The sequence below is a fragment of the Thalassoglobus polymorphus genome (assembly GCF_007744255.1).
Lineage (GTDB): Bacteria > Planctomycetota > Planctomycetia > Planctomycetales > Planctomycetaceae > Thalassoglobus > Thalassoglobus polymorphus.
Genome location: NZ_CP036267.1, coordinates 5,896,835 through 5,919,221, shown reverse-complemented (window position 1 = coordinate 5,919,221; position 22,387 = coordinate 5,896,835). Strand labels below are relative to the sequence as shown.

Here is a 22,387-nt window from a genome sequence, read left to right as displayed (position 1 = left end):
GAACTTCTCGAAAGATTCTGAAACAACAAGCTCTCGACTCGCACTTGAAGTCGAAGGCAAGATCAGCTTACAACCTCTGCGTGTCTACTCCATCTAACATCCCTGCTCTCTCAGGCGGCGAGCCTGTGCTTCCGAATGGTCCACCCGCGTGGCCCATTTCAGACGCTGCCATCCAGCAGGTCTTCACAGAACTACAAGCGTCGGGAGCTTGGGGAAAGTATCATGCAGAGCATACAACTCAGCTGGTCAAACTGCTGAAAGCTGCGTATCAGGCAGAGCATGTTTTACTCACCTCCAGCGGAACGGCAGCCGTCGAACTGGCATTACGCGGGCTGAAAATCAGCAACGGTGACGAAGTCATCCTCGCTGCTTACGACTTCAAAGCGAACTTCATCAACGTGACCCTCCTCGGAGCAACACCGGTTCTGGTCGACATTTCTAAAGATGACGGGCAACTTGATGTCGCAGAAATCGAGCAGGCTATTTCTCCTCAAACAAAAGCAATTCTGACCTCCCATTTACACGGGGGAATGGTCGACATGCCGAAGCTCCGCGAAGTTGCCCAGACTCACGGATTGAGCATCATTGAAGACTGCTGTCAGACATCCAGCCAGGCAAGCATTGATAAGCAAAGCGTTGGCAAATTCGGAGATGTCGCTGTGCTCAGCTTTGGCGGTTCCAAACTTCTCTCAGCGGGAAGAGGCGGAGCCGTACTGACCTGTCGAGATGACATTGCTCAGCGAATTCGGCTCTATACTCAACGCGGGAATGAAGCTTATCCGCTGTCAGAAATGCAAGCTGCGATTCTCGAACCACAACTTGATCAACTTAGAGACCGACACCAACGACGCTTAGAAGCGGTGACTGCAATCCGCAACTTGTCGGATCAATTACAGGGCCTTTGCCCTTTCTCAACACGACCGGAGACCACAGCTGATTACTACAAACTCGGCTTCTGGTACGATGCAGACTCCTTTGCCGGGCTGTCGCGAGAAACGTTTTGTCGGGCGATGCGAGCTGAGGGAATCCCATTCGATCCGGGGTTTGCGGCACTTCACCGGATTCATTCGCGGCGACGATTCCGGCAAGCCGGTCGTCTCGAACATGCTGACGCAGCCCATGAGTCGCTCGTGATCTTACATCACCCATTTCTCTTGCAGGGAGCCATCGCCGCCCAGCAACTTTCACAGGCCCTTGAGAAAATCAAAGCACACCCAATTCGCCTTTGATTTGACGTAGAAGAGCACAGGTTCTCATTCTATGATTCGCGTTTCGTTTTCGGTTCCCTGCCGAAGACGCTTTGCGTTATGTCCCAGACAAGCTGTCAGTGTGTTTCAATTTTCTTCTGAAATGTTGGCCAACTGCGTGTTACTACACGTATTGAGCACACTTACGCTTGTGCAACTTCGCTCTCGCTCAAAAGAGGAAACAGGCAAGCGATTCCTCACCATCTGCTCTCTCTTCCACTCAATGACGTGGCTCATCCTCGGCGTTCTCCTATGGTCGCAAGATGCGAGTGCCGAAGCATTCATTGAATGGCGAATCCCCACATCCACTCCCGAATCTGCCAGCGGGATTCTGAATTCCATTTCATTTCGATTCGACTTCGTCAGCTGGCCGATCCTTGTGATCTTGCCGCTGGCGACAATCACCTGCTGCTGGCAGAACCGAAGCCCGCATCCGGCGGTTTCTTCGCTCTCTTCTCTGCTGCTGGGAGCGACAGTTTTGATCGTCTCGAACGACGTGCTTACGCTCATGGCTGGGGCTGCGTTTGCCTCACTCTCACTGATCCCCTTGGCGACGAAACAGGGAGAAGCCGTCCTGCGACAGCAAACCATCGGGTGGTTCTGGCTCTTTGCCGGATTGGCGTGGCTGGTCGCCTGTGCTGCTTTTGTTCGCTCAGCCCCTCACGGTCTTCCAGGAGCCAGCACCACGATTCTCTCGGATCTGACGAGTCTGATTCAAAGATCGACCGATCAGCACCCAGCTGCCGATTTTCTCTGGAAGCAATATCAGCTCTTGCCAGCCCTTTCGATTTTGCTCGGCATCGGATTTTTATCGGGATTGGTTCCGTTTCACACTCAAATTGTACAACTGTTTGAGGACGGCTCGCTGCAACTTCGTGTGGGACTCATCGTTGTCTCGAAGGTCGCACTTCTGCTGACTTACAAAATTTTGATTCAACCTGATCCGGGAACCTGGCTTGGAGTCTGCGAAGTCTTGGAGATCCCGGCGTTGCTGGGATTGGCTTACACATCGTTCTTGCTGATGGCGGATGCGAGTTCATCGCTGCGGTTGGCTCGACTCGTCGTCTGGTCGCAGCATCTCACGTTATTTTTATTGGTGACTGTTCCAGAGCTCGGGATGATCATCCTCCTGCTCTCATCACTCACACAATTCGCTGCACTCATCCTGTTGTCTCTCCGCGAAGAGTTGATCCGTTCCGGGAAGCTGACAGAGAACAATTTGGCTTACGGTTTGATCGGCGTATCGATGCTCGCGATCACATCGGGCGGTGTCGGAAACTTTCTTCTCTGGCAAGCAAGCCTGCCGCTTTCGACAGAAACCCCAACAGGAGCAACCAAGCTGGTGCTGTTTGCATTGTCCCTGCTGATCTCGACCACAGGAATGGTGCGTTATTTACAAAAAGTAGAACAGCCGACTGAACAAATGGAAAGCGGTCACCTCCAGAAGTTCAGCCTTCCTCTGCTGGCAGCGTGGAGTGGGATCGCAATTTCGAGCAGTTTTGCAATTTTGATCTATGCCGTAATCGGTTTTTGACAGAGACCCAGGCACATAAAAAATCACGTAAGCACTGGAACAAAAGAGACTTACGCAAGACTTGAGTAGTCTGAAGAGGCTCTAAAATCTCGCCTCGACTCAAGTCGTGATCTGCGCTACACTCCGGCGAAATCGGCCAGTCGCCGATCGCAAAGGAGTGCGAATGTACAAGTTTTTATTAGCGAATCGATACCTGCGGACCCGCTATATTGCTCTGGCGAGCATCATTAGTGTGACATTGGGTGTCGCCACAATGATTGTCGTCAATAGTGTCATGTCTGGCTTTAGCAGCCAGATGAAGGATCGGATTCACGCCATTCTTTCCGACGTGATGATCGAAACCACCAGTACGGATGGGACCGACGACCCCCGGCATCTCATGGCTGAGGTCGAAAGACTGGCTGGCAATTACATCGAAGCGATGACTCCGACCGTAGAAATCTACGGAATGGTCAGTTTCGACTGGGCTGGTCAAACTGTTTATCGACCGGTGACGCTTGTCGGAATTGATCCTGCAGGAAAAAACCGTGTCAGTCCATTTGCTGGCTACATGCTCAGTCGGCAGGACATCACCGAAGGGGATGAAATCGTTCGAAGAGCTCAGCGTTCGCTCGATGAACCACTCAATTGGGAACTGACCGAAGAGGCTCAGGAAACTCGCAAAGAATGGGTTGAATGGGAACAGTTCAAAGAACAGTTCGATCACCAATACAGCGAGCGAGTCACCTCTGGCGTCCCTCTCGTCGCGAATACCCCGCAACAAGCGCCCGCCCCTCAAGAGCAGGGTGTAGAACTTGCAGCCGCAAGCGAACCACCGAGTCTGGAAAACTGGGAAGATCCGTTCGTTCAGGTTTCCGGAACGGATCAGGAAATCAAAGCGCTGACTCCAAGTCAGGACGCCCCACCGGTTTTCAATCATGACGATCCGTTTCTCTCCAATGCCACCAAAGAGAAAACCGATCCAACTGCTCCTTTGTTCGGACGCATTTACATTGGGGCTGGTCTGGTCAGCTTTCCTTACAAGGATAAAGCGACCGGGATCACACACGTAATGTACATGGTCAAACCGGGGCAGGACGTCAACTTGACCACGATCAAGACTGGTAAGCCAGAACCTGCCAACTTCAAAGCAACAGTCTGCGACGTTTTCAAAAGTGGAATGAGTGAGTACGACTCGAACCTCGTCTATTGCAATCTCGAACAATTGCAAATGGCTCGCGGAATGTTGTTCTCACCCGATCCGACGAAACCGGAAGAAAATCTTGACTGGAAGAATGGCGCGGTCACGTCGCTGCAAATCAAACTGAAGAACTACAACGACGCCAGCGAAGTTGTTCGTCGACTCCGTTCCGGACTCGAACCGGGAACCTTTCAGGTGCGGACCTGGGAAGAAAAACAGGGACCGTTGCTCGAAGCAGTCGCGATGGAATCTGCGATTCTGAATGTCCTGTTATTCTTAATCATCACCGTTGCTGGCTTCGGAATTCTGGCGATCTTCTACATGATCGTCGTTGAGAAAACTCGCGACATCGGCATCCTGAAAGCACTCGGAGCCAGTTCGAGAGGTGTCATGATGATTTTCCTTTCGTACGGTCTTTCCTTGGGAGTCGTCGGAAGTGGAGTGGGTGTGATTCTTGGACTGCTGTTCGTGCGGTATATCAATGAAATCGAGAAACTCCTTTCGATGATCACCGGCCGAAAAGTCTTCGACGAAGCCATCTACTACTTCCGTGAAATTCCCACAGTCGTGCACCCTGCCACAGTTGTGTGGGTGGCGATCGGGGCAATCGTGATCGCTGTGCTGGCAAGTGTCCTCCCCGCTCGGCGTGCTGCCCGTTTACATCCAGTTCAGGCACTTCGATACGAATAGTTTCGATACAAATAGCACTGTCGCATTTGCTGTCAAAAGGATCCTTGACAGCGAGGCCCTCAAGACGAGTTCCTAATGTCTCAACCGCCGACACTTCCCATGACCCCACCACTTCACTTGCGTGCAAAAGCCCTCGACAAAGCCTACCTGAAAGGTGAGCACAAAGTTCCTGTCTTGCGAGGTGTGGACGCAAACGTCGGACGTGGCGAGTTCCTGTCCATCGTCGGGCAATCCGGTTCGGGAAAGAGCACTCTCATGCACTTGCTCGGCCTGCTCGATGAACCGGACGTCGGAGAAGTCTGGCTGGACGGCAACCGTATCGACAACCTCCCGGCGACAACTCGCGATCAACTCCGCAACCACGTTTTCGGCTTCGTTTTCCAGTTCTATCACCTGTTGCCAGAATTGACGCTGCTCGAAAATGTTCTCTCACCGCTGATGATTCGTCACTCAACCTGGGAGTACTGGAAGCGGAAAAACGAATTCAAAGAGAAGGCCATCGAAATCACCAAACAGGTGGGACTCGACCATCGGCTCAGTCACAAACCCTCTGAACTTTCCGGGGGAGAAATGCAGCGAGCCGCCATCGCTCGCGCTCTGATCGGTGATCCCAGCATCCTGCTGGCAGATGAACCGACCGGTAACCTCGACAGTCACACTGGTGGGGAAATCATGACACTGCTTCACAAACTCAATGATGAGCGGAAGCTGACTATTGTCATGGTGACTCACGATGACAACATCGCACAGCAGGCACAACGCATCGTCCGCCTGAGCGAAGGCCGAATCCAAGCTCTCAACGAAGCAGCATAGCACCCAGCTTTCCATTTTCGCAGGGGCGGTTTCCTATTTGCTTTCGGATGCCAGGTAAAACCCGGCAGGCTGGAAGCGAATCAATCAACTACGAAGCTGGCGCTGGCCGGGGGCACGCTCGATAGCGGTGAGCTCGCCAACATCGAGCCAGACGAGATGACAGCGGTGACACGAATCGATGACTGCATTTCCGGGGCCATAATAGGGGTGTGTTTCCATCGACTGCTGGCACTTCGGGCAGTCACGACGTTCTTTGAGTTCTGCTGGATCGATAGGAATCGGCGTCTCTTCGGCTCCCTGAAACTGTCCTCGCCGATCCCAAGCGACAGACATAAAGACGTCTCTTTCGAAAAGAATCCCCTGACAACTCGAACAGCTCTCAACGAATGCCTCGTCAGCCATCGCTCTGGAGAGTTGCTGCTCGCAACTGGGGCATCGATGGTCGCTGAACTCTTCGAGCAGTGTGATGCGATCCGCAGAGAGTCTGCCCGCTTTCGGAACGTTCAGCGTTCCACAATATGTGCAGACCAACCGTCCACGGCCAGCTGTTTCGTTTAAGGGGCCACCACAACTCTGACACTTCATCGCATTCGCTTTCTCGTTCATCTTTTTCAAAACTGCTCTATCGAGCCATTTGCTCTGACGTGAACACTCTCTCGACTCTCGAGAAAACTATAGGTCGAGTTGAGCCATCAGGAAGTGACTCTTTTCTTCTTCAGCCTCCCAAGAGCAGATTCATGCTTGCCTGTGAACGTAAAGAAACGGTCTTCTCAAGAAACGTGGTACTCAACGAGACAGAACCCGAACATCAATTCGGCGAATCCGATACGTCAGGGAACTTTGACGCTCAAGAGATGTTCAAACTATTGAACATCGATAAAGACATTCCGTTCAACCTTCAGGCGGTATTCAGCCATCTCTGATGTGTCAATGATCGCTTCCAACACGCTCACCCATGCGTAAGTCCATTGTAGAACAACGCTTACAGAAAAAGTCCGATTACAGCGATTGTGCGAATTCTACAACTGGCACGGGCTGTGCGTATTGCCACGATTACACAAGCAGTAACGATAAACATGGCCGCCAAGGCCGTAATCAATACAACGCAACTGAGAGAGCACTGTTCCCTGACCTGCTGATCCCAGGTCGCCCGCTCTCTTCAGTTCCCTGTGATGAGCTGATTCAGTCAGTTGGAAACGCAACCTGACTGACTGAATCTCTCATCTCTGAAACACCAGAGAACGTTCGTGCTTTCAAGTCCGTAAAGAAATTTTTTGGTCGAGGAAAGACTGAACTTCACGAGACAGAATCCGAACACTCTTTCAAAAATGCTATCGCTCTCGGCTTCGTGACTTCAGTCTATGAAGTCGCGATCTCGCTTTAGACGGGCACACGGTAGAGCAAACTAATCGACTTGTAACAAGCTCACGAAGACGCTTCAGGATGGTCTCAACCAGGGAGTCTGGCGATTCGAGCTGAATTCACTGTCTCACTTTAAAGATAACTTAGGGAAACATGCCATGCTTTTACTGACACTCTTCAACGATGAAACCGGCTTTATCGTCTCGGCGGAACTCATTCTCATAGCAACCTTGCTGGTTATCGGAATGATTGTTGGCCTCAGCGAAGTGCAACACGCTGTGACTCAAGAATTGAATGATGTTGGAGACGCGTTTGGCTCCTTAAATCAAAGTTATTGCTACTCCGGATTCAGTGCCCGTAAACGGTTCGGAGGGTACTGTGGATTCAAGTCGATCACGACTGGGTCGGTTTTTGTTGATACACAGGATGAATGTGACTGGAATCAATGCTCAATCAGCTGCGATCCTCCAACTCAGGAAGTCATCAAACAAAATCATCTTTCACCGACACCAGCACGAGCCAGGTAAACGGAGCGAACGACCTCGAATTCACGAGTCAAATCGACGCAAAACGAACAGAGCCGGTCACCGAAAGTGGCCGGTTCTGTTCGTTTTTCAAGCTTTTCAGAACAGACATTGTCCTATTCTCGGTTTTTCGACATATTCCGGGGAGACATCAAAACTTCTGGGAAAGGACTCCCTTGCGAATTCAAGAACAAAAAGTGCTCACTGCCTGGCCTGGCTGGCTGTTGGGCCTGCTCATTGCGTGCGTCTTAGCAGACGTTTTCCTCAAAATTGTCGACTCCTCCGTGCCGGTCAGTTTCCTGGGAGCGATCCCGTTTCTGGTCCTAACGGTGTTTGGAATCACTTTTTGTCGAAAGCAAAATCCCAGGGCTCTCGCTTCTCTAATCTTGGGGAGCATTCTGGCGTGCCTGTTCACCGCCAGTTTGATTTCTTTTGAAACTCCGCTCAGCATGGGAATCAGTGCAGCCATGTTTGGGATCGTGTTGTGTGTAATTCCTCTAACAGCAGCATTTGTGAACGACTCTGAATCTCAGGAGCCAGAGCCAGTGTTGGTTTCCCCTACGATTTCTGAAACGCCAGAGAACTTGCAAGCGTGCGATGAGGAAAGTGAAACAGCAGCTGAGGAAATCCTTCAATCCTGGCAACGGTTTCGACTTATCGACGGGACCGAACGGCTCGAAGGAACTCTCTCTGTCCACTTTCTAGCAGGAGAACGTATTCGCCATTGTCACCTTCCGGTCTCTCCCGCTTTCCAGTCTGTCCCGGAAGGCTGGTGTGAAAGCTCGGACTCAGACGTTCAGGTCGAATTCAGTTTGCTTCAAACATATGGTGTCCGCGTGAGTGCCCGTCGCGGGCTTCGCAACTTAGACGATCGCACAATAGAACTCTCAATCGTGCTGGTCTCCGCTCAACCAAGCCGCTCGGCAGCGTGACCCGACTGGCCAAGGCTTTCGAACCATTGCGAGCCATTACAAGCCAAACCGGTTGTGACCTCAATCACTCGGGATCACCACGTTCTCGAGTGTCACCAATCATGATCGCGATCGGGAGAGTTCGTTCGAAACCTTCGCAGGCTATTTTCGTAATTGCGAGCAATGGGACTGCTAGAATGGCTCCGCCGAGTCCCCAGGCCCATCCCCAAAAAATCAGAGCGAGGAAAACAAGGATCGGGTTTAGTTTCATTCTCCGTCCCAGGATCGATGGGGTGATAAAATTCCCCTCAAGGGTGGTCAACGTAAGAAAGACCATTGGTGGAACAAACGCATAGAGCAGCGAGTCGAAGGCGAGGAAGCTGACTGCAAGCAAGATTGCTCCTCCTGCGAGAGCTCCCAGGATCGGAATATAATTAAAACTGAACGCCATAAATCCCCAGAGCATCGGGTTTGGGACACCACAAACAAACATCGAACTTGCGACGGCAACTCCCAACAGAAAATTAATCACAGTCACCGTGAGCAGATAAGAAGCAATTCCCCGCTCGACACCGTGAATCAGCTCGACCGCTCTTTTCTTCTCTGAATAAGTCGACATCAGATGGAGCGCGCTGTTTGTCAGGTCGTCTCCGTAGGCCAGGAAGAAGAACGTCAACGTCAGGACCAGCACCATACTACCGATGATGTTTCCTGTTGTACTCATGATCGCCAAGTTACTCGAAAGCGACGACTGCTTGATTTGAACGGAGATCGGCTCGACGGTCCCGCCATTTGTTGCATCTTGGATCACTTCAGAAGACTTGGAGATCCCGCCGAACTTTTCTCGCAACGGCTGAAGTTTCTCTTTGAGAAGCTTGATGTTTTGAGGCGCATCCGCCGACCATTGCTGAGCAGGTTCAAGTACACGAAAGATTGTGACTAAGCTGAACAATACCAATATGAAAACGATGAACAACGCCCCAACGGTGTTGGGAATGTTCCGCCGTTTCATTGCACGGACAATGGGACGCAACGTGAATGCAATGAGCAATGCGAAAGTAATAGGAAGCGCAATCGCTCGCGTCAAAAAGAGTGTATAAAGCACTGCCAGCCCGGCAAGAATCATCAATGCCACAGACTCCCGCTGTTCGAAGCGGACAAATCTCCTCAACGTTTTTCGGGACTGACTTTCGTCACTCTCCGCAGCATCGCTCTTGGCAGATTGACTCGACGTGCGTACTGTGGCTGACTCTTCCTTTTGGTTACCCGTGATTTCGCTCGCAGGTGTATCAACGTGTGAGGAGAGCTTTTCAACTGGAGAGAGCTGCGAATCCGAATCATCCGATCCGCTCGCTGTCCGCCCCGCTAAGGGTTTGCTTGTGGGGTCAACAACCTTGCTTGAGGTGTTCATGAAATTCATTCAAGTGAGAACAGGACCAGTAAAGTAATCATGCTCACGGAAAACGGAGTTCAGATTTCAGCCCTGACATAAACTGGATATCTCATCGAAGGTGAAATGAACCACGACGACTCCAGTCGTCTTGCCAGGGCTTCATCAGGAAATTTCGAGCGAAAAATCTTACCAGGGCTTCAGCTTCCAGCCCACAAGAAAGCCAATCCCGAAGCACCACAGAGCAGCTGTCTGAGGCTGCTGCTTGGCGAACTTGACGACATACTCTTGGACATCCTCAACAGGATTGAGTTGGCGTGAAGAGGATTTGCCAGCTGTTCTTCGTGGCATGTACTGTTCGAGTGGGGCAGTTTGAGATTCAGATTGACTCATTGGATTGATCCCTATTTGAAAACATGTTGCGTAAAAGTTCTGCACAGCCTCATACGTAGAGAAAGCTCACACGCAGAGAAAGGTGCTAAAGGTTTTGAAAATCAGCCTCGATTGCGTCAAGAAGTTTGCGTCATGAAGTTGTTCGTGAACGAAGACATTAATCACCATCTGAGAAAGCGTCTCGAAACCAACTCAGGTTCTTTGATAGTTCTTCTTTTGAACGGGTCAGTTTTTCTGCCGAATAAGTAATCCGTTTCGCTGCCCAATAAAGCAGTCCTGCCGCAACCGCGATTCCCGAAATCCCGACGGTGAAAAAGGCTGCATGCTCCGACCAGTTGAGCTGACTCTCCAGGAAAGCACTGAGCCCGAAAAACAAAACCATCAAGCCGCAAATCAGTGTAAGGCTCGCGAAAACGACGAGAGCAAGGCCGATCTTGGCTTGGCTCCAAAAGTCCTGAATATCCACCGTGAAAAGTTGCAACTGAAGATCAACGAGCTTGATGGCATCGCCGACTAACCCCCTGAGATTTTTACTCACGTGCTCACGCGGGGCATGCCCCTCCTCCGGCTTTACGCTTTTCTCTTGATCACCCATCCGAGAGCCATTCCACACACGATCGCTCCGCTCAGGGCGATTACTGGATTGTCTTGTACCCACGTTTTCCATCGATTCACCTCTTGCTTAAAGGATGTCTTCGAGCCTTTCTCGCCTGAAGCTTCTCGCATCTCAGGTGAAGTCAACGATTTTGTTTTTCCGTTTCCTATCATTTTTCATCTCATCTTGCGTTCGACCATCGGGGGCTCATTGCAATGCTCAATCAGTTGACTTCAACTTCGTTCGCTGACGGTCTATTGTCCGCTGCCATCACGCTGGAAACTTTCCCAAATTGTTGCCCAGCGTAGGCAAGGGCTGCTCGAAGGGCTGCATTGGTCGCCAAGGTCGTTGCGGAACGAACCCATGATTTCTTCTGTTTTCGGTGTGCTTCAACTCGAATGTCACCACGTTCAATGAGCTTCTGAACTGTTTGCTCATCGAGCTGAATCTCTTGTCGCTTCTTCCGCGCAGGAACGATAAAAAATCCAATCAGGGCTGCAGCTCCGATTCCCATCCAAGGATGTGATCTCACCTGGTGATGGATGCTGAGCAGATTCCCTGCTCCTTTTTTTATTCCCTGAACCTCGCGATCCATTTGATTTCGAATGCGGCCCATTCGATCACGAATCCGGCAAGCATCCTCCGCACATTGAATTTCATTCCTAGGCATCATCAATCCAGTCAAATACAGAATTGTTTGTTGGGCTCGAACAAACTTTGAGTAGAGCAGTTTGCTTTACCGCCTCCTCGTGAAGAACGCGTTTCTTTCATTGCGTTCCTCTCATGAAATTGATGTTCGCCACGAGGCGAAACCTGAACACCAATTCGAAAGACCCTCTAAAGCAAATCTAAAATCCGCCATAACTGTTCTGTCTCGTGGCATCAGCGTGTGGACTTGCGAATACGTACTTCAAGGGCCCGAGAAGCATTGAAAATGCTAGCTTCTGTGGAATGCCCCTCGCATTTTCTCGGGGACAACCTTTGCCATCGAATCACCAAGCATGTTGCTGAAGTCTCCAAACGCATGGTGATTTGACATCTGCTTTTCCCTTGAAGAGATCACAGTTGCTGCAACACCAGCCCCCACGATCAGGCCAAATCCAAAGACTGACAAAACTGAGGTGAGCGGATTCTCTTTCGAAAATTCTGTGACGTAACCACTCACATTCGGGTCTTCCTGATAATCTTGTACATCGCGAAAATCGGTTGCTTTTCCTGTCCCGCGAAACGGAACACCTGTCGGATTCGCTTGTTTATCAAAGCCATTCATCTTGCTTCCTCCTGCCTTTAAAGTTGTATTGTCACGTGAAGCGTGTTTCAGACCTCACCCGGAAACTTGAATTTGCCTCTGACTCCGAGAGGCCATTACAACGTCTGTTCTGGGCAGTCCTGAGAACCTTGGCGAAACACTACCGACGAGGATAGAGAATCAAACCAACAAGAAGTCCGGTGACGACTCCAGCCCCGAGTGCCACGCCCAGCGATTCCATAGGCTTGCGTCTCACCAAATCTTTGGCATGGTCGAGTTGCACTTCCATTTGCTCGCTCACACCTTCATAGGCGCCGTAGATGTTCTGAATCGTGCTGTCCACGTACTTCTGAACTTCTTCTTTCGCGACGCCTGTCTTTTCATGAATCAGCCCAACCAGCTGCTCGGTGTTTCCACGAAATTGGTCGAGTGTATCTCCAGATAACTCGCCCCATTTTTCGATCAACTCTCCTTGGACCTGTTCCCATTTCCCTGTCAGTTCTTCGCGAGTCACCATTGTGATTCCCCTTATCTTTGATGTTGATTGATTCATCGTCAGCCATAGTGACAACAAGAGCGAACTGCGTGCCAATCCCCAAAAAGGGCCCAAAACCCTAGAGAAACGTGAATTTCAGAGCAGTTTTTAGCGAAAGATGAGCGGCTCTCAATCAAGCTGCTTCACAACCTTCCACCAAAGAACAGCCACCAAAGAAATCTGAAAGAGAACTCAACGAAAAGATAGATTTTCGAAAATGATCGAGGCCCGGACGGTCGAGACCCGCCGAGTGAAAAAGAAAGACCTGCAAAAACGTTCAGTCATCTGCAAGTCTTCAGCGAAGAGAGACCAGAACGAATAGACTGCCGGTCAATCAAGCGATCAGCCTGAGCAGCCCCCGGAACAAACAGCCACCATCCCGAACAGGGAGAACTTGCAGTCCAGCAGGCGCAGGAGTCTCACTGGAACAGCAATTTTATGAGTGAAGCGCGTTCCTCAGCGGCGCACGATAGAGCAAACAGCTCTGGAGCGCAGCCGGTTTCTGAATCATCGAAGTCGGCAGCTTGCTTAATCAGGGAATGCCGTGAGCGATACATTCAAGGTTGCAGCAAGTTCTTTCAACTGACGCCAAGTTTCATCTGGAATATTGACACCATTCGCCTGACGTTCGACCTTGCGACGCTCTTCGATTTCTCCGGGAAGTAAGATTTCATCTACGCCGGGGAGTCTGGGGCAATCTTTAATGTGGCTGACATATTGACTCATCCATTGATCGTATTCATCTTGAGACAAGAACTGTTCCACATCGATCAAGTACAACCAGACACCATTCGCACCGCGAGGAAGATCCGTTCGGCAGACGCCGCTTCCCGAGAGCATCCCGCAGAAGACATCGACCATGACCGACAGTCCCGAACCTTTGTGTCCGAGGAGCGGTCCACCCAGTGGCAGGATCGAACCGAAAGGTTTGTCGTAGTATGCATTTGGATCGGTTGAAGGATTTCCATGCCCGTCGATGATCATCCCTTCTGGAACCGATTGCCCAGATTGTTTTGCGACGCGCAGCTTTCCTTCGGCAGTCGCACTGGTGGTCATGTCCAGAACCAAATGCCCATTGAGCGATGGTGCAGACATGCTGATCGGGTTTGTCCCGAGGCGGCGTTCCATCCCTCCAAAGGGAGCGACCCCTCCAGGTCCGGGAGCATTCACGGACATCATCGCAGCGAAGCCTTCCTCGGCAGCATCGTGAGTATACGCTCCTAACCGACCAATGTGATTGCAGTTCCGCATCATCACAGTCGCTGTCCCAGCGGTCCGGGCGATTTCAATTCCCAAGGCCAGACCTTTGCGAGCCGTCACCTGCCCGAAGTTGAAGTGCCCATCGATAATCGCAAACGCTCCACCCTGCTTCACGATTTCGAACTCTCCGTTCGGTTTCACATGCCCATCGCGTACAAAGTCAATGTATTGCATCAAACGCATGACACCGTGGCTGTCGTGACCGACAATATTGGCATCGGAAAGTTCCTGAGCCACAATTTTCGCGTCTTCTGGTGGAATCCCTGCACCACAAAGAATCCGATTTGCGAGCTCGAATAACTGGCTTTGATTAAGAACAGGCATAGAGGACGTTTTCTCAACTGGGCTGACTATGAATGTGGAACAGGCTGAAGCAAAGCGCGTTGTGACGCCCCGATTCATCACTCGCCCCTCAGTATAGTTGACGGCGACCAGTATGAGAAGAAATCGCCAAATTCAGAATAGATCGCCCCCCCACAGCCAACCGACTGCCTCAACTCACCACTTCGTCACTCGAAATTCCGTGTTCAATATGTTCATGATTCGACATTCACCGGAATTCTCATGGAATCAGGAATGTTGAACAGAGAATCCTGAAGAGAGGGGGGAGCCAGCAACGTCAACAGAGTAACCTGAGTTCAAACAGGGTCTTGTGTACGTCATTTCAATTTACTATTGACTTTGTCATTTTAATCTCGCATCCTGAAATGCAAATGCATCATGTTAACTCTCTTCTTAAAAGTGGCCCTCTCAAATGAATAAGCTGCCTCCCCTCGCCGATTAATTTTAATTGAGCGAAACCCACTTTGTTTTTTTGTCGTCGCATTCGTTTTGCGAGTGGCACTTTTGGCGAACAAACTCACCTCGCTGCTGAAGAATCAGCATCCATTGAATCTCCTGATGAAGACAAAGGTAATATCTCCCGGCCTACCAAAGGTACAATCATATTTACAGCCCCGCTCCTCAATAAAAAGGAACGGTGTTTGCCCTGTTCCAGATAACGCGTCTACGGTCGATTCAATGTTAAGACGCAAACTATTATCGGCAAGATTGCGAGGCGGTTTCACGATCGTTGAAATGCTCGTCTGCATCGCAGTGCTTGGCCTGTTGCTGGCGATCCTAGTTCCGGCAGTGCAGCAAGTTCGTTCGACTTCCCGGAGAATGCAATGCGCTAACAATCTGCGCCAGATTGGTCTTGCAATGCACAGTTTCCAGGAAGAGAAAAAAGTCTTCCCCGGCTTTCGCTATAATTATGATCTCCTCCCATACTTAGAGCAGCGTAATGCATGGGAACTGATTGAAAATGGTAGTGGAATGGTCTTGGGGGCATCTCTCGAGGGAGTTGGGTCCGAAGATAACTATCCGGGAATCTCGTTCCCTGTGTACTCTTGTCCATCAGACCCTGCTCAATCCATCGCGAGAAATCGGGCCCTCAACTATCGCATGAACATGAGAACAGGCTGGGGAGAACCAAATGGTGATGGTTTTTTGGGGCTGGATGGAGGTGGAATCAGGCCAGCAGACGTTCGAGACGGCCTTTCGCAGACTGCTGCGTTGAGTGAACGACTACTTCACCGGGGGTTCAAAGAGCAGGGGATCCCAGCTTCCGGGACGTTCAAGCCAACGCAAGACCAACGCCTTCGAAGAATGGCAACCACAGATCCTTTTCGTGGAGAAGGGCAATTAGACGAGTTTGCTGAGGCATGCCGCAAGTCTCCAGTTTGGTTTGGTGGCCCATGGAATCAAGTGATTTGCACACCTTTTGCATTTGGGTGCAGTGGGTTCAATTACAACCACATTTTGACACCAAATCAGAACAGTTGCTACAACGGAGTTCCTGACCCTGAAGGGCAAAGCTTGAAGTACTCTGCACAATCTGCGAGTAGTTTGCACAGTGGTGGAGTGAACGTTTTGTTTGGGGATGGTGCCGTACGATTCACAAGTGAAAACGTTAGCGAATCTGTCTGGCGGGCACTCGGGACGCGTTCAGGAGGGGAATCGAACACCCAGATTTTCTAACAGAAACAACATTGCACAGAACAAAGTTCAATCGAAACCAGAAGCAACAAGAGACTCTCTTCCTTGTGAAACAGAATGCTTCCGCCATGACTGACTTTTCTACCTCTATTCAAAAATGGGTGTTGAACCTCACCTGCATCTTGATTCCGGGCATGCTATTCCCCGGTTGCTCCAAAGATGCAGCACTCCCGCAGATTTTGCCTGAATTGCACGATGAAACCTTGGAACAACTCTCCTTCAAAATCGATGGTCGAGATCCCGCAGAGGAAGAAATAATCCTTACCGGTGGAAAGGAATATCTCGTTTCTGCGAGCTATCTCAAAGTAACTACTGAAGCGAGAAAGTGGTCCACCATCAGCATGCTTCTGCTTGAGTCTGATCCTGATACCGGAGACCCGTTGATTCGAAAATCAAAGCTTCTCGGCTTGCCTGATGATGAGAATAGAATCAGCAAGGGAAAAAGAGAATGGGAGTCGCGTAAAGGGAACGGGCTGGACGGAATTTACTGTAGGTTCCCTGAGAAACCTGGACGCTACGAAGTACGCCTTTGCTGGATGCATAACCCAGAAACGGTTGACGAAAAAATCTCCCAATCCAATTCTCCGTTGAAATTTGCGACTCCTTTTTACCGAGCAGAACTAACAATCAAGTAGCGCTGCAGTCAGCTTGCTGAACGGGCCAGTCCATCTTTCGACATTCACCGGAATTCTCATGAAATCAGGCATGTCGAACACGGAACCCTAAAGGGTAACCAGCATTTCTTGGGCTTATGCCCGAAAGACTGAATCGTGAGCTACGCGGCTTGTTGGTCTGGCTGTTCGTCTTCTGTAAGATCGGCGTCCTGCTCTGTTTCCGGTTGTTTGCTCAACTGGTCTGCCATTGGAAGTTGATTCAAATTGGTCAAACCGAAGGTTTCCAGGAACAGCTTTGTTGTCCCGTACAGATAGGGTCGGCCCAGAGAGTCGTCTTCGCCAACGATCCGGACGAGACTTTTTTCCATCAGTTGTTTGATCATTTCCGAGGCCTGAACACCTCGAATCGATTCCACATCTGCCCGGGTACATGGTTGTCGATAAGCAATTATCGAGAGAGTTTCCATCGCTGGCGGAGAGAGTTTCATGTATGACTGGCGGTCGTGGATACGGTCCAACCATTTTGAGAGTCGCGGAAGCGTAAACATTTTATACCCCACCGCGACGCGTTCAATGCGAAAGGCTGAGCCATCGGCATCGTAGTTGGCATTGAGTTGCTCGATCAGTGACGCCGCTTCTTTCACATCTGCCAGAGTTGCCACTTGCGTCAGCTTGCGAAGCGAAAGAGCCCGCTCTGCAACGAAAAGTGCAGCTTCCAGACGAGCCATTTTCGGTGAGCGTGTTGTAGCCGATTCCTGAGAGGTGTTCGCGATCAGTTCAGCGGCACGTCGAATTCGGAAACGCCATTTCCAGCCAGATTCAACTTTCCCCAAACGTGACAACGCAACTTGGCACGTTCCTGAGGGATTGCCAAATTGCGTTGTTTGCTTCGTCAACATTGGAATCATTCACGCTAACAAAACCTGACTCAGTGATTAAAACCGAGTGAGCCACAACGGTTTTCACATCATGGTGAAACAGGGCTGTTAGAAATTTTCAATATCTATCGGGTGAGTACATCGTGTTCAATTCACGAATCACCGCTCTTAAAAACGTGCACCAGAAATGGAATTATTGGCTTGGTAATTCTTTCGAATCCAGTTGTCGATCTGGCTGATCACCTGATTCGTGGCGACGAGCGGATCGTTCCCTTCTGCTTCAAAGCGGTGAGTCACCTGCGGAGAATCGGCTGGTCGATACAGGCACACAAACAAAAAGTTACCCTCTTGCCCGCCACGTTCAAGGTGATACTTCTGGATTCCGAGTTCCGCTAAACGAGCGGAGGCCTGATGCCAAGTCAGCAACTGAGCTGAAGTCTCAGTTGTGTTGCTGGGTCGGCTTGAATTCATCTCGTTAAACGGGTTATGCGAAACCGAACCTGCCTGGGTGTTTGACGTCCGGAGATTCCCGGCGTTGACTGGTTGATTTGGAAACTGCTGAGGACTCCCAATCGAGACCGGTGGAGTTGCGTTCTCGACCATCCGATTCCCCAGTGAATGTGCTGGCGGAAGCGTTCTCTGAGGAGCGGTATCTGGAGTATGGATCTGCTGCTGTTGTTGCATTCCATTTTGCTGCCCCCAAGGAGGAGCAGATGCATTTCCATTTGCTGGTACAGACGCAGGTACAGAATGATGCGAAGGCGCATCCTGAAGTTGTCCTTGAGGCGTTTGCTGCCCGGCAGACTGTTGATCTCCCCACGGATTTTGATCGTATGGATCGCGAATCACAATATCATCGCTTGGTGATGCGCTCAGCGGAGTCATTTGTGGAACTCCGAAAATCGCCATGAATCCGACGGCTGTTACCGGTACGGAAAACAGAAATGTTAAAAGCGAGCTACCTAATTTGCCCATGTGCTTAACCTCCATGCGGTGCACGTGTTCTGCCATCCATCCCTGTCATCCGGCAGGACACTCCCGTTTCGGGGCTGTGACTTCCATCACCGAGAATTCGTTGATTTTCGTCACGGATTAAGAAGTGGAAGGAGCAACGGGTTTGACTCCTCTCGATTGCGATCGTTCGCAAAACGCCACTTCAATTTGTTGAATCGGCAGAATATGCCAGTTTCTGGAATTAGGACAATAGCAATCTGCCTCAATTTGGTTCGCAAACCGTGAAACAGTTCGATACGCTTTTTAGAGACTCGATTCTCATCATGAATTTCCGATGCCGTGCTGAAATATTTCGAAGTCGACAAAGCGTGTCCACATCGAACAGAGTACGATGACAGAGACCGTTCCATCACAGACACCCATACCAATTTCGTTGTGATCGATCGGATTGCGACAACTACCAAGACCTGAAGGGGAAGAACCTTGCGCGTTACTGCCTGTTTACTCACACTGACCTGCCTTTGCTCATTTGCAGCGGCAGAGAACGAAGCTCCGGAAGGCTACCGTTCTCTTTTCAATGGAAAAGACCTCACAGGTTGGCACGGAATGCCACACTTCAATCCAGATCAACTGGCTGCCATGTCTGAAGAAGACAGAGCTGCCAAGATGAAAGAGTGGAATCAGTCAATTTCTGAACACTGGAAAGTGGAAGATGGAGCGATCGTCAACGATGGCCATGGAGCCTACCTGACCACCGACGATTCCTTCCGGGACTACGAATTACTCATCGATTACAAAACTGTCCCGACTGCAGATAGCGGAATCTATCTGAAAAACACTCCGCAAGTTCAAATTTGGGACCACACCCATGAACCTGCATTCAAACACGGTTCCGACAAAGGCTCAGGAGCACTGTGGAACAACAGCGCCGGAGCACCTGGAAAATTCCCCACAAAGGTGATGGATAAACCATTCGGAGAATGGAACCAGTTCAAAATTCGTCAAATCGGTGCCCGCACAACAGTTTGGCTCAACGGCGAAAAAGTTGTCGACAACGCCATCATGGAAAACTACTGGGATAAAGAACGCAAAGTTCCACTGAGAGCGAGTGGACAGATTCAATTGCAAACACACGGTGGTGAAATTCAGTGGCGAAACATTGCCATTAAAGAATTCACTCCAAAGGAAGCTGTGAAAATTCTCGCAGAAGAACGTGCAGAAGGTTTCGAGAGCATCTTCAACGGAAAAGACCTGAAAGGCTGGAGCGGCCCGACCGAGAACTATGAAGTTGTCGACGGCAGCATTCGCTGTAAAGAAGGCAAAGGTGGCACTCTGCATACCGACAAGAAGTACGCCGACTTCGTGGCGAGCGTGCAGTTCAAAGTTCCACCCGGAGGCAACAATGGACTCGCCATTCGCTACCCAGGTAAAGGGAACCCAGCCTTCGATGGCATGACAGAACTTCAGGTTCTCGATTCAGAACACCCCAAGTACGCCAAGCTCGATCCACGACAATATCACGGGTCTGCATACGGAATGGCACCTGCGTTTCGTGGCTACTTGTACGAGCCTGGTGAATGGAACTATCAGGAAGTGACAGTTGTTGGTCCAGAAATCACAGTCGAGTTGAATGGTAACATCATCCTGAAAACAGACCTGAGTAAAATCACGGACTACATGCACAAAAATAAAGACCCAAAGGTCGACACGCATCCAGGCAAAAACCTGAAAGAAGGTTACTTCGGATTCGCAGGCCACAACGACGCCGTCCAGTTCCGCGAAGTCATGATCAAAGAACTCAAGTAGAGCGTCTTCCAACAGAGCATTTTTGGGCAAGACTCCTGCAGCCTGCCTGAACGATAAGCGTTGAAGAAACCACAAGGTTTCTTCAACGCTTTTTTTGTGAAACGATTCCGAAACTTATCAAGCTGCCAAACACCCAAGTCAAGTCTTACGGTTTGACGTCATCAACTTCCATTCCGAGCTGACGCATTTTCCGGTACAGATTCGAGCGATGCAGGTCGAGGAATTCCGCAGCGTCGCTCATGTTCCCCTGCATCCGTTTGACGGCTCGCTTGATGTACTCACGCTGAAATTTGTTTGTCGCTTCAGCAAGCCCGATCCCATCAGAAAGATCGTCGAATGCATCACGTTGTGGGCTGAGAATAAACGCAAGGTCTTCAGCCTCGACGCGATCTCCTGCAGAGAGGAAGGCGACACGCTCCATCAGATTCCGTAATTCGCGCACATTGCCAGGCCAACCGTGCATCTGCAATCGCTTCTCAGCATCGGAAGAGATCGGTAGCGGTTTACGATTCGCGTCTGCACAGAATCGTTTGAGAAAGAAATTCGCCAGCGGAACGATATCTTCTGGACGATCACGCAGTGCGGGAAGTTCGATCGTCACAACACTTAGACGATAGTACAAATCCTGCCGAAATTGTTTCTCACGAACACTTTCCACCAGATTCGCATTCGTCGCTGCCAACACGCGAACATTGACAGGAATCGACTGTGTCCCCCCAACGCGGGTGATCACTTTCTGCTCCAGAACTCTCAGTAACTTCGCTTGCCCGCCAACACTCATATCTCCGATTTCGTCAAGAAATAACGTCCCCCCCTCGGCGAGTTCAAACTTTCCAACATGAGTCGACTGAGCATCGGTGAACGCTCCCTTTTCATGGCCGAACAGCTCACTTTCGAGAAGCGTTTCTGTCAAAGCTGCACAGTTCACAGCGACGAAAGGTCGGGCCGCGCGCGGTCCTTGATGATGCAGAGCCTGAGCAGCAACTTCTTTTCCCGTTCCACTTTCTCCAAGTACCAAAACTGGCAAATCAGTCGCAGCGAGTCGTTCAATCGTTCCACGGAGAGCGTTGATCGACTCACTCTCACCGATAATTGCAACACCGGTCGAGACTCTCTCGGTGAGGTTCTGATTGCTGCGAACCAGATTTTCCAACTCCAGAGTATTCTTAATGGCAATCGAAGTTTGCACACCAAAATCCTGCAGCGAATTCAGGTCATCATCGTTAAAATCGCCATCCAGCTTATTGATGAGCTCAAAGGCTCCGATGCACTCACCATCTGCATCAAAGAGCGGAACACAAAGCAGGTTTCGTGTGGTGTAGCCACTTTTTTTATCGACCGTTTGGTCGAAGCGCCGATCGGTGTAGGCATCATCGACAACGATCGGTTTCGCACCATGAATGGTATCGCCGACAATTCCCTTATTGTCCGGCAGAAAGAGCTTGCCTCCCTCAACACCCAACGCCGGACAGGCGATGAGAAGTTTTTGTTCCTTGTCCCAGATGAAGATACTCGCACGGTCTGTTTTTAAGAGCCTGCAGGCCTCTTCAGCGATCCGTTCCAAAAGAGTTTGCGTATCTTTCTCCCCAGCGAAAGAGTGCGCCAAACCGATCATTGTTCTCATGCGGTCGACATGGCGTTCCGCTTTGGCGACTCGATTGAGCTGGTTCAGTCGCTGACCGACCACTCGCCCCACACCCAAACCTTCTGTCAGCTGAGAGGCATCGAGGCGCGGCCCCGATAGAACGAGGACATGTTGGGCCGATGAAGCGGTCGGCAAAAGCATCACAGGGCTGTCGTCCGCAGACGTCGTCCAGACAGCAGCATCTTTGTCGACGACATCGGCGAGCAAAGCCCCGGGCAACGATGCCAAAGGCTCGCCACGAGAGACGATTGTCTCCCAACTCCGGTTTCGAGCGACCAACGAACAGCGAGGGACACCGAACTCCGCTGCAATCTCGGTGACGAGTTCGGGGAGGAGATCGACCTGAACAAGTCGCTCACAAAATCGGATCAGAGAAGAGTAGGTCGCTGTCCGTTGCAACCAAGGGGCCTCGACCCACGACATCCATTGAGTATCCTCCATTGAAATGCTCCCGCTTCCCTGCTCAAAGAGCAGCGTACTCGACTCTGTGTGACTGCGATGAGCCGTCTTCATGTCGTCGATCATACACGATCACGAAACCGGATCTCTTCGCCAAAACGAAGACCGCATTAAATTGACTGCGCCAATTTATGGCTGGGCATTATTTCGCGACAGAGACGCGTAGTCAAGGCGACGACATCAATTCGCCCGAACAAAACCTGCACAAGCCCCCAAAGCTCATGACGCCCAACCCGAGTCCAGAGTGTTGTTAGCGTTTCCAGAGCATCTTCCGAATTGGTGCTCAGGTTCTCTCTCTTGGCATCAGCGTA

21 protein-coding genes are annotated in these 22,387 nt (G+C 50.7%); 10 read left to right on the top strand and 11 right to left on the bottom strand.

What is annotated here, in order from left to right; genetic code table 11:
- Positions 1 to 80: 80 nt before the first annotated feature.
- The 4 genes from Mal48_RS21460 to Mal48_RS21445 all read left to right on the top strand — a co-directional run bounded on the left by Mal48_RS21460 (position 81) and on the right by Mal48_RS21445 (position 5,464).
- On the top strand, positions 81 to 1,229 hold the full coding sequence (locus Mal48_RS21460; protein ID WP_197441895.1) for an aminotransferase class V-fold PLP-dependent enzyme: 1,149 nt from the start codon (positions 81 to 83) through the stop codon (positions 1,227 to 1,229).
- Between the two features lie 151 nt (positions 1,230 to 1,380).
- Positions 1,381 to 2,781, top strand: a complete 1,401-nt coding sequence (locus Mal48_RS21455; protein WP_231739771.1) for a hypothetical protein — start codon at positions 1,381 to 1,383, stop codon at positions 2,779 to 2,781.
- Positions 2,782 to 2,944: 163 nt separating this feature from the next.
- Positions 2,945 to 4,651 carry an ABC transporter permease gene (locus Mal48_RS21450; RefSeq protein WP_145204697.1) on the top strand — a complete coding sequence of 569 codons (1,707 nt, stop codon included), beginning with the start codon at positions 2,945 to 2,947 and terminating at the stop codon, positions 4,649 to 4,651.
- A 75-nt stretch (positions 4,652 to 4,726) separates the two neighbouring features.
- Entirely contained in the window at positions 4,727 to 5,464 is a 738-nt protein-coding gene (locus tag Mal48_RS21445) for an ABC transporter ATP-binding protein (RefSeq protein WP_145204694.1), read from the top strand.
- A gap of 84 nt (positions 5,465 to 5,548) precedes the next feature.
- Here Mal48_RS21445 and Mal48_RS21440 read toward each other — a convergent pair whose 3' ends face one another.
- Positions 5,549 to 6,049: a zf-TFIIB domain-containing protein gene (locus Mal48_RS21440; RefSeq protein ID WP_197441893.1), complete on the bottom strand. Its 501-nt coding sequence runs from the start codon at positions 6,047 to 6,049 to the stop codon at positions 5,549 to 5,551.
- A 370-nt stretch (positions 6,050 to 6,419) separates the two neighbouring features.
- Here Mal48_RS21440 and Mal48_RS21435 point away from each other — a divergent pair, with 370 nt between their 5' ends.
- From Mal48_RS21435 to Mal48_RS21425, 3 genes are all read left to right on the top strand, one after another.
- Positions 6,420 to 6,671, top strand: a complete 252-nt coding sequence (locus Mal48_RS21435) for a hypothetical protein (protein ID WP_145204688.1) — start codon at positions 6,420 to 6,422, stop codon at positions 6,669 to 6,671.
- Between the two features lie 313 nt (positions 6,672 to 6,984).
- Positions 6,985 to 7,353 (top strand): hypothetical protein, encoded by a 369-nt coding sequence (locus Mal48_RS21430; protein ID WP_145204685.1) that lies wholly within the window; start codon positions 6,985 to 6,987, stop codon positions 7,351 to 7,353.
- A 173-nt stretch (positions 7,354 to 7,526) separates the two neighbouring features.
- Positions 7,527 to 8,282, top strand: a complete 756-nt coding sequence (locus Mal48_RS21425) for a hypothetical protein (protein ID WP_145204682.1) — start codon at positions 7,527 to 7,529, stop codon at positions 8,280 to 8,282.
- A gap of 64 nt (positions 8,283 to 8,346) precedes the next feature.
- Here the strand turns inward: Mal48_RS21425 and Mal48_RS21420 are convergent, their stop codons facing one another.
- The 7 genes from Mal48_RS21420 to Mal48_RS21390 all read right to left on the bottom strand — a co-directional run bounded on the left by Mal48_RS21420 (position 8,347) and on the right by Mal48_RS21390 (position 14,007).
- A complete protein-coding gene (locus Mal48_RS21420) occupies positions 8,347 to 9,672 on the bottom strand; it encodes an AI-2E family transporter (RefSeq protein ID WP_197441892.1) in 1,326 nt (441 codons plus the stop codon).
- 168 nt (positions 9,673 to 9,840) lie between these two features.
- Complete coding sequence (locus tag Mal48_RS21415) at positions 9,841 to 10,044, bottom strand: hypothetical protein (protein ID WP_145204676.1); 204 nt, start codon at positions 10,042 to 10,044, stop codon at positions 9,841 to 9,843.
- A gap of 157 nt (positions 10,045 to 10,201) precedes the next feature.
- Positions 10,202 to 10,711 carry a phage holin family protein gene (locus Mal48_RS21410; RefSeq protein ID WP_145204673.1) on the bottom strand — a complete coding sequence of 170 codons (510 nt, stop codon included), beginning with the start codon at positions 10,709 to 10,711 and terminating at the stop codon, positions 10,202 to 10,204.
- A gap of 151 nt (positions 10,712 to 10,862) precedes the next feature.
- Positions 10,863 to 11,312 (bottom strand): hypothetical protein, encoded by a 450-nt coding sequence (locus Mal48_RS21405; protein ID WP_145204670.1) that lies wholly within the window; start codon positions 11,310 to 11,312, stop codon positions 10,863 to 10,865.
- Between the two features lie 264 nt (positions 11,313 to 11,576).
- A complete protein-coding gene (locus Mal48_RS21400; protein ID WP_145204667.1) occupies positions 11,577 to 11,909 on the bottom strand; it encodes a hypothetical protein in 333 nt (110 codons plus the stop codon).
- Positions 11,910 to 12,048: 139 nt separating this feature from the next.
- On the bottom strand, positions 12,049 to 12,405 hold the full coding sequence (locus Mal48_RS21395) for a CsbD family protein (protein ID WP_197441891.1): 357 nt from the start codon (positions 12,403 to 12,405) through the stop codon (positions 12,049 to 12,051).
- A 546-nt stretch (positions 12,406 to 12,951) separates the two neighbouring features.
- The gene (locus tag Mal48_RS21390) at positions 12,952 to 14,007 is read right to left on the bottom strand and encodes an Ldh family oxidoreductase (RefSeq protein WP_197441890.1); all 1,056 of its coding nucleotides are present in this window, start codon (positions 14,005 to 14,007) and stop codon (positions 12,952 to 12,954) included.
- Between the two features lie 576 nt (positions 14,008 to 14,583).
- Here Mal48_RS21390 and Mal48_RS21385 point away from each other — a divergent pair.
- On the top strand, positions 14,584 to 15,702 hold the full coding sequence (locus Mal48_RS21385; RefSeq protein ID WP_145204655.1) for a DUF1559 family PulG-like putative transporter: 1,119 nt from the start codon (positions 14,584 to 14,586) through the stop codon (positions 15,700 to 15,702).
- Positions 15,703 to 15,788: 86 nt separating this feature from the next.
- Positions 15,789 to 16,355: a hypothetical protein gene (locus Mal48_RS21380; protein ID WP_145204652.1), complete on the top strand. Its 567-nt coding sequence runs from the start codon at positions 15,789 to 15,791 to the stop codon at positions 16,353 to 16,355.
- Between the two features lie 140 nt (positions 16,356 to 16,495).
- Here the strand turns inward: Mal48_RS21380 and scpB are convergent, their stop codons facing one another.
- Both scpB and Mal48_RS21370 read right to left on the bottom strand, forming a co-directional pair.
- Complete coding sequence (gene scpB, locus Mal48_RS21375; RefSeq protein WP_145204649.1) at positions 16,496 to 17,233, bottom strand: SMC-Scp complex subunit ScpB; 738 nt, start codon at positions 17,231 to 17,233, stop codon at positions 16,496 to 16,498.
- A 147-nt stretch (positions 17,234 to 17,380) separates the two neighbouring features.
- Entirely contained in the window at positions 17,381 to 18,223 is an 843-nt protein-coding gene (locus Mal48_RS21370; RefSeq protein WP_145204646.1) for a hypothetical protein, read from the bottom strand.
- Positions 18,224 to 18,649: 426 nt separating this feature from the next.
- Here Mal48_RS21370 and Mal48_RS21365 point away from each other — a divergent pair, with 426 nt between their 5' ends.
- Positions 18,650 to 19,972 carry a 3-keto-disaccharide hydrolase gene (locus Mal48_RS21365; RefSeq protein WP_145204643.1) on the top strand — a complete coding sequence of 441 codons (1,323 nt, stop codon included), beginning with the start codon at positions 18,650 to 18,652 and terminating at the stop codon, positions 19,970 to 19,972.
- Between the two features lie 145 nt (positions 19,973 to 20,117).
- Here the strand turns inward: Mal48_RS21365 and Mal48_RS21360 are convergent, their stop codons facing one another.
- The gene (locus Mal48_RS21360) at positions 20,118 to 22,130 is read right to left on the bottom strand and encodes a sigma-54-dependent Fis family transcriptional regulator (protein ID WP_231739769.1); all 2,013 of its coding nucleotides are present in this window, start codon (positions 22,128 to 22,130) and stop codon (positions 20,118 to 20,120) included.
- Between the last annotated feature and the right edge of the window lie 257 nt (positions 22,131 to 22,387).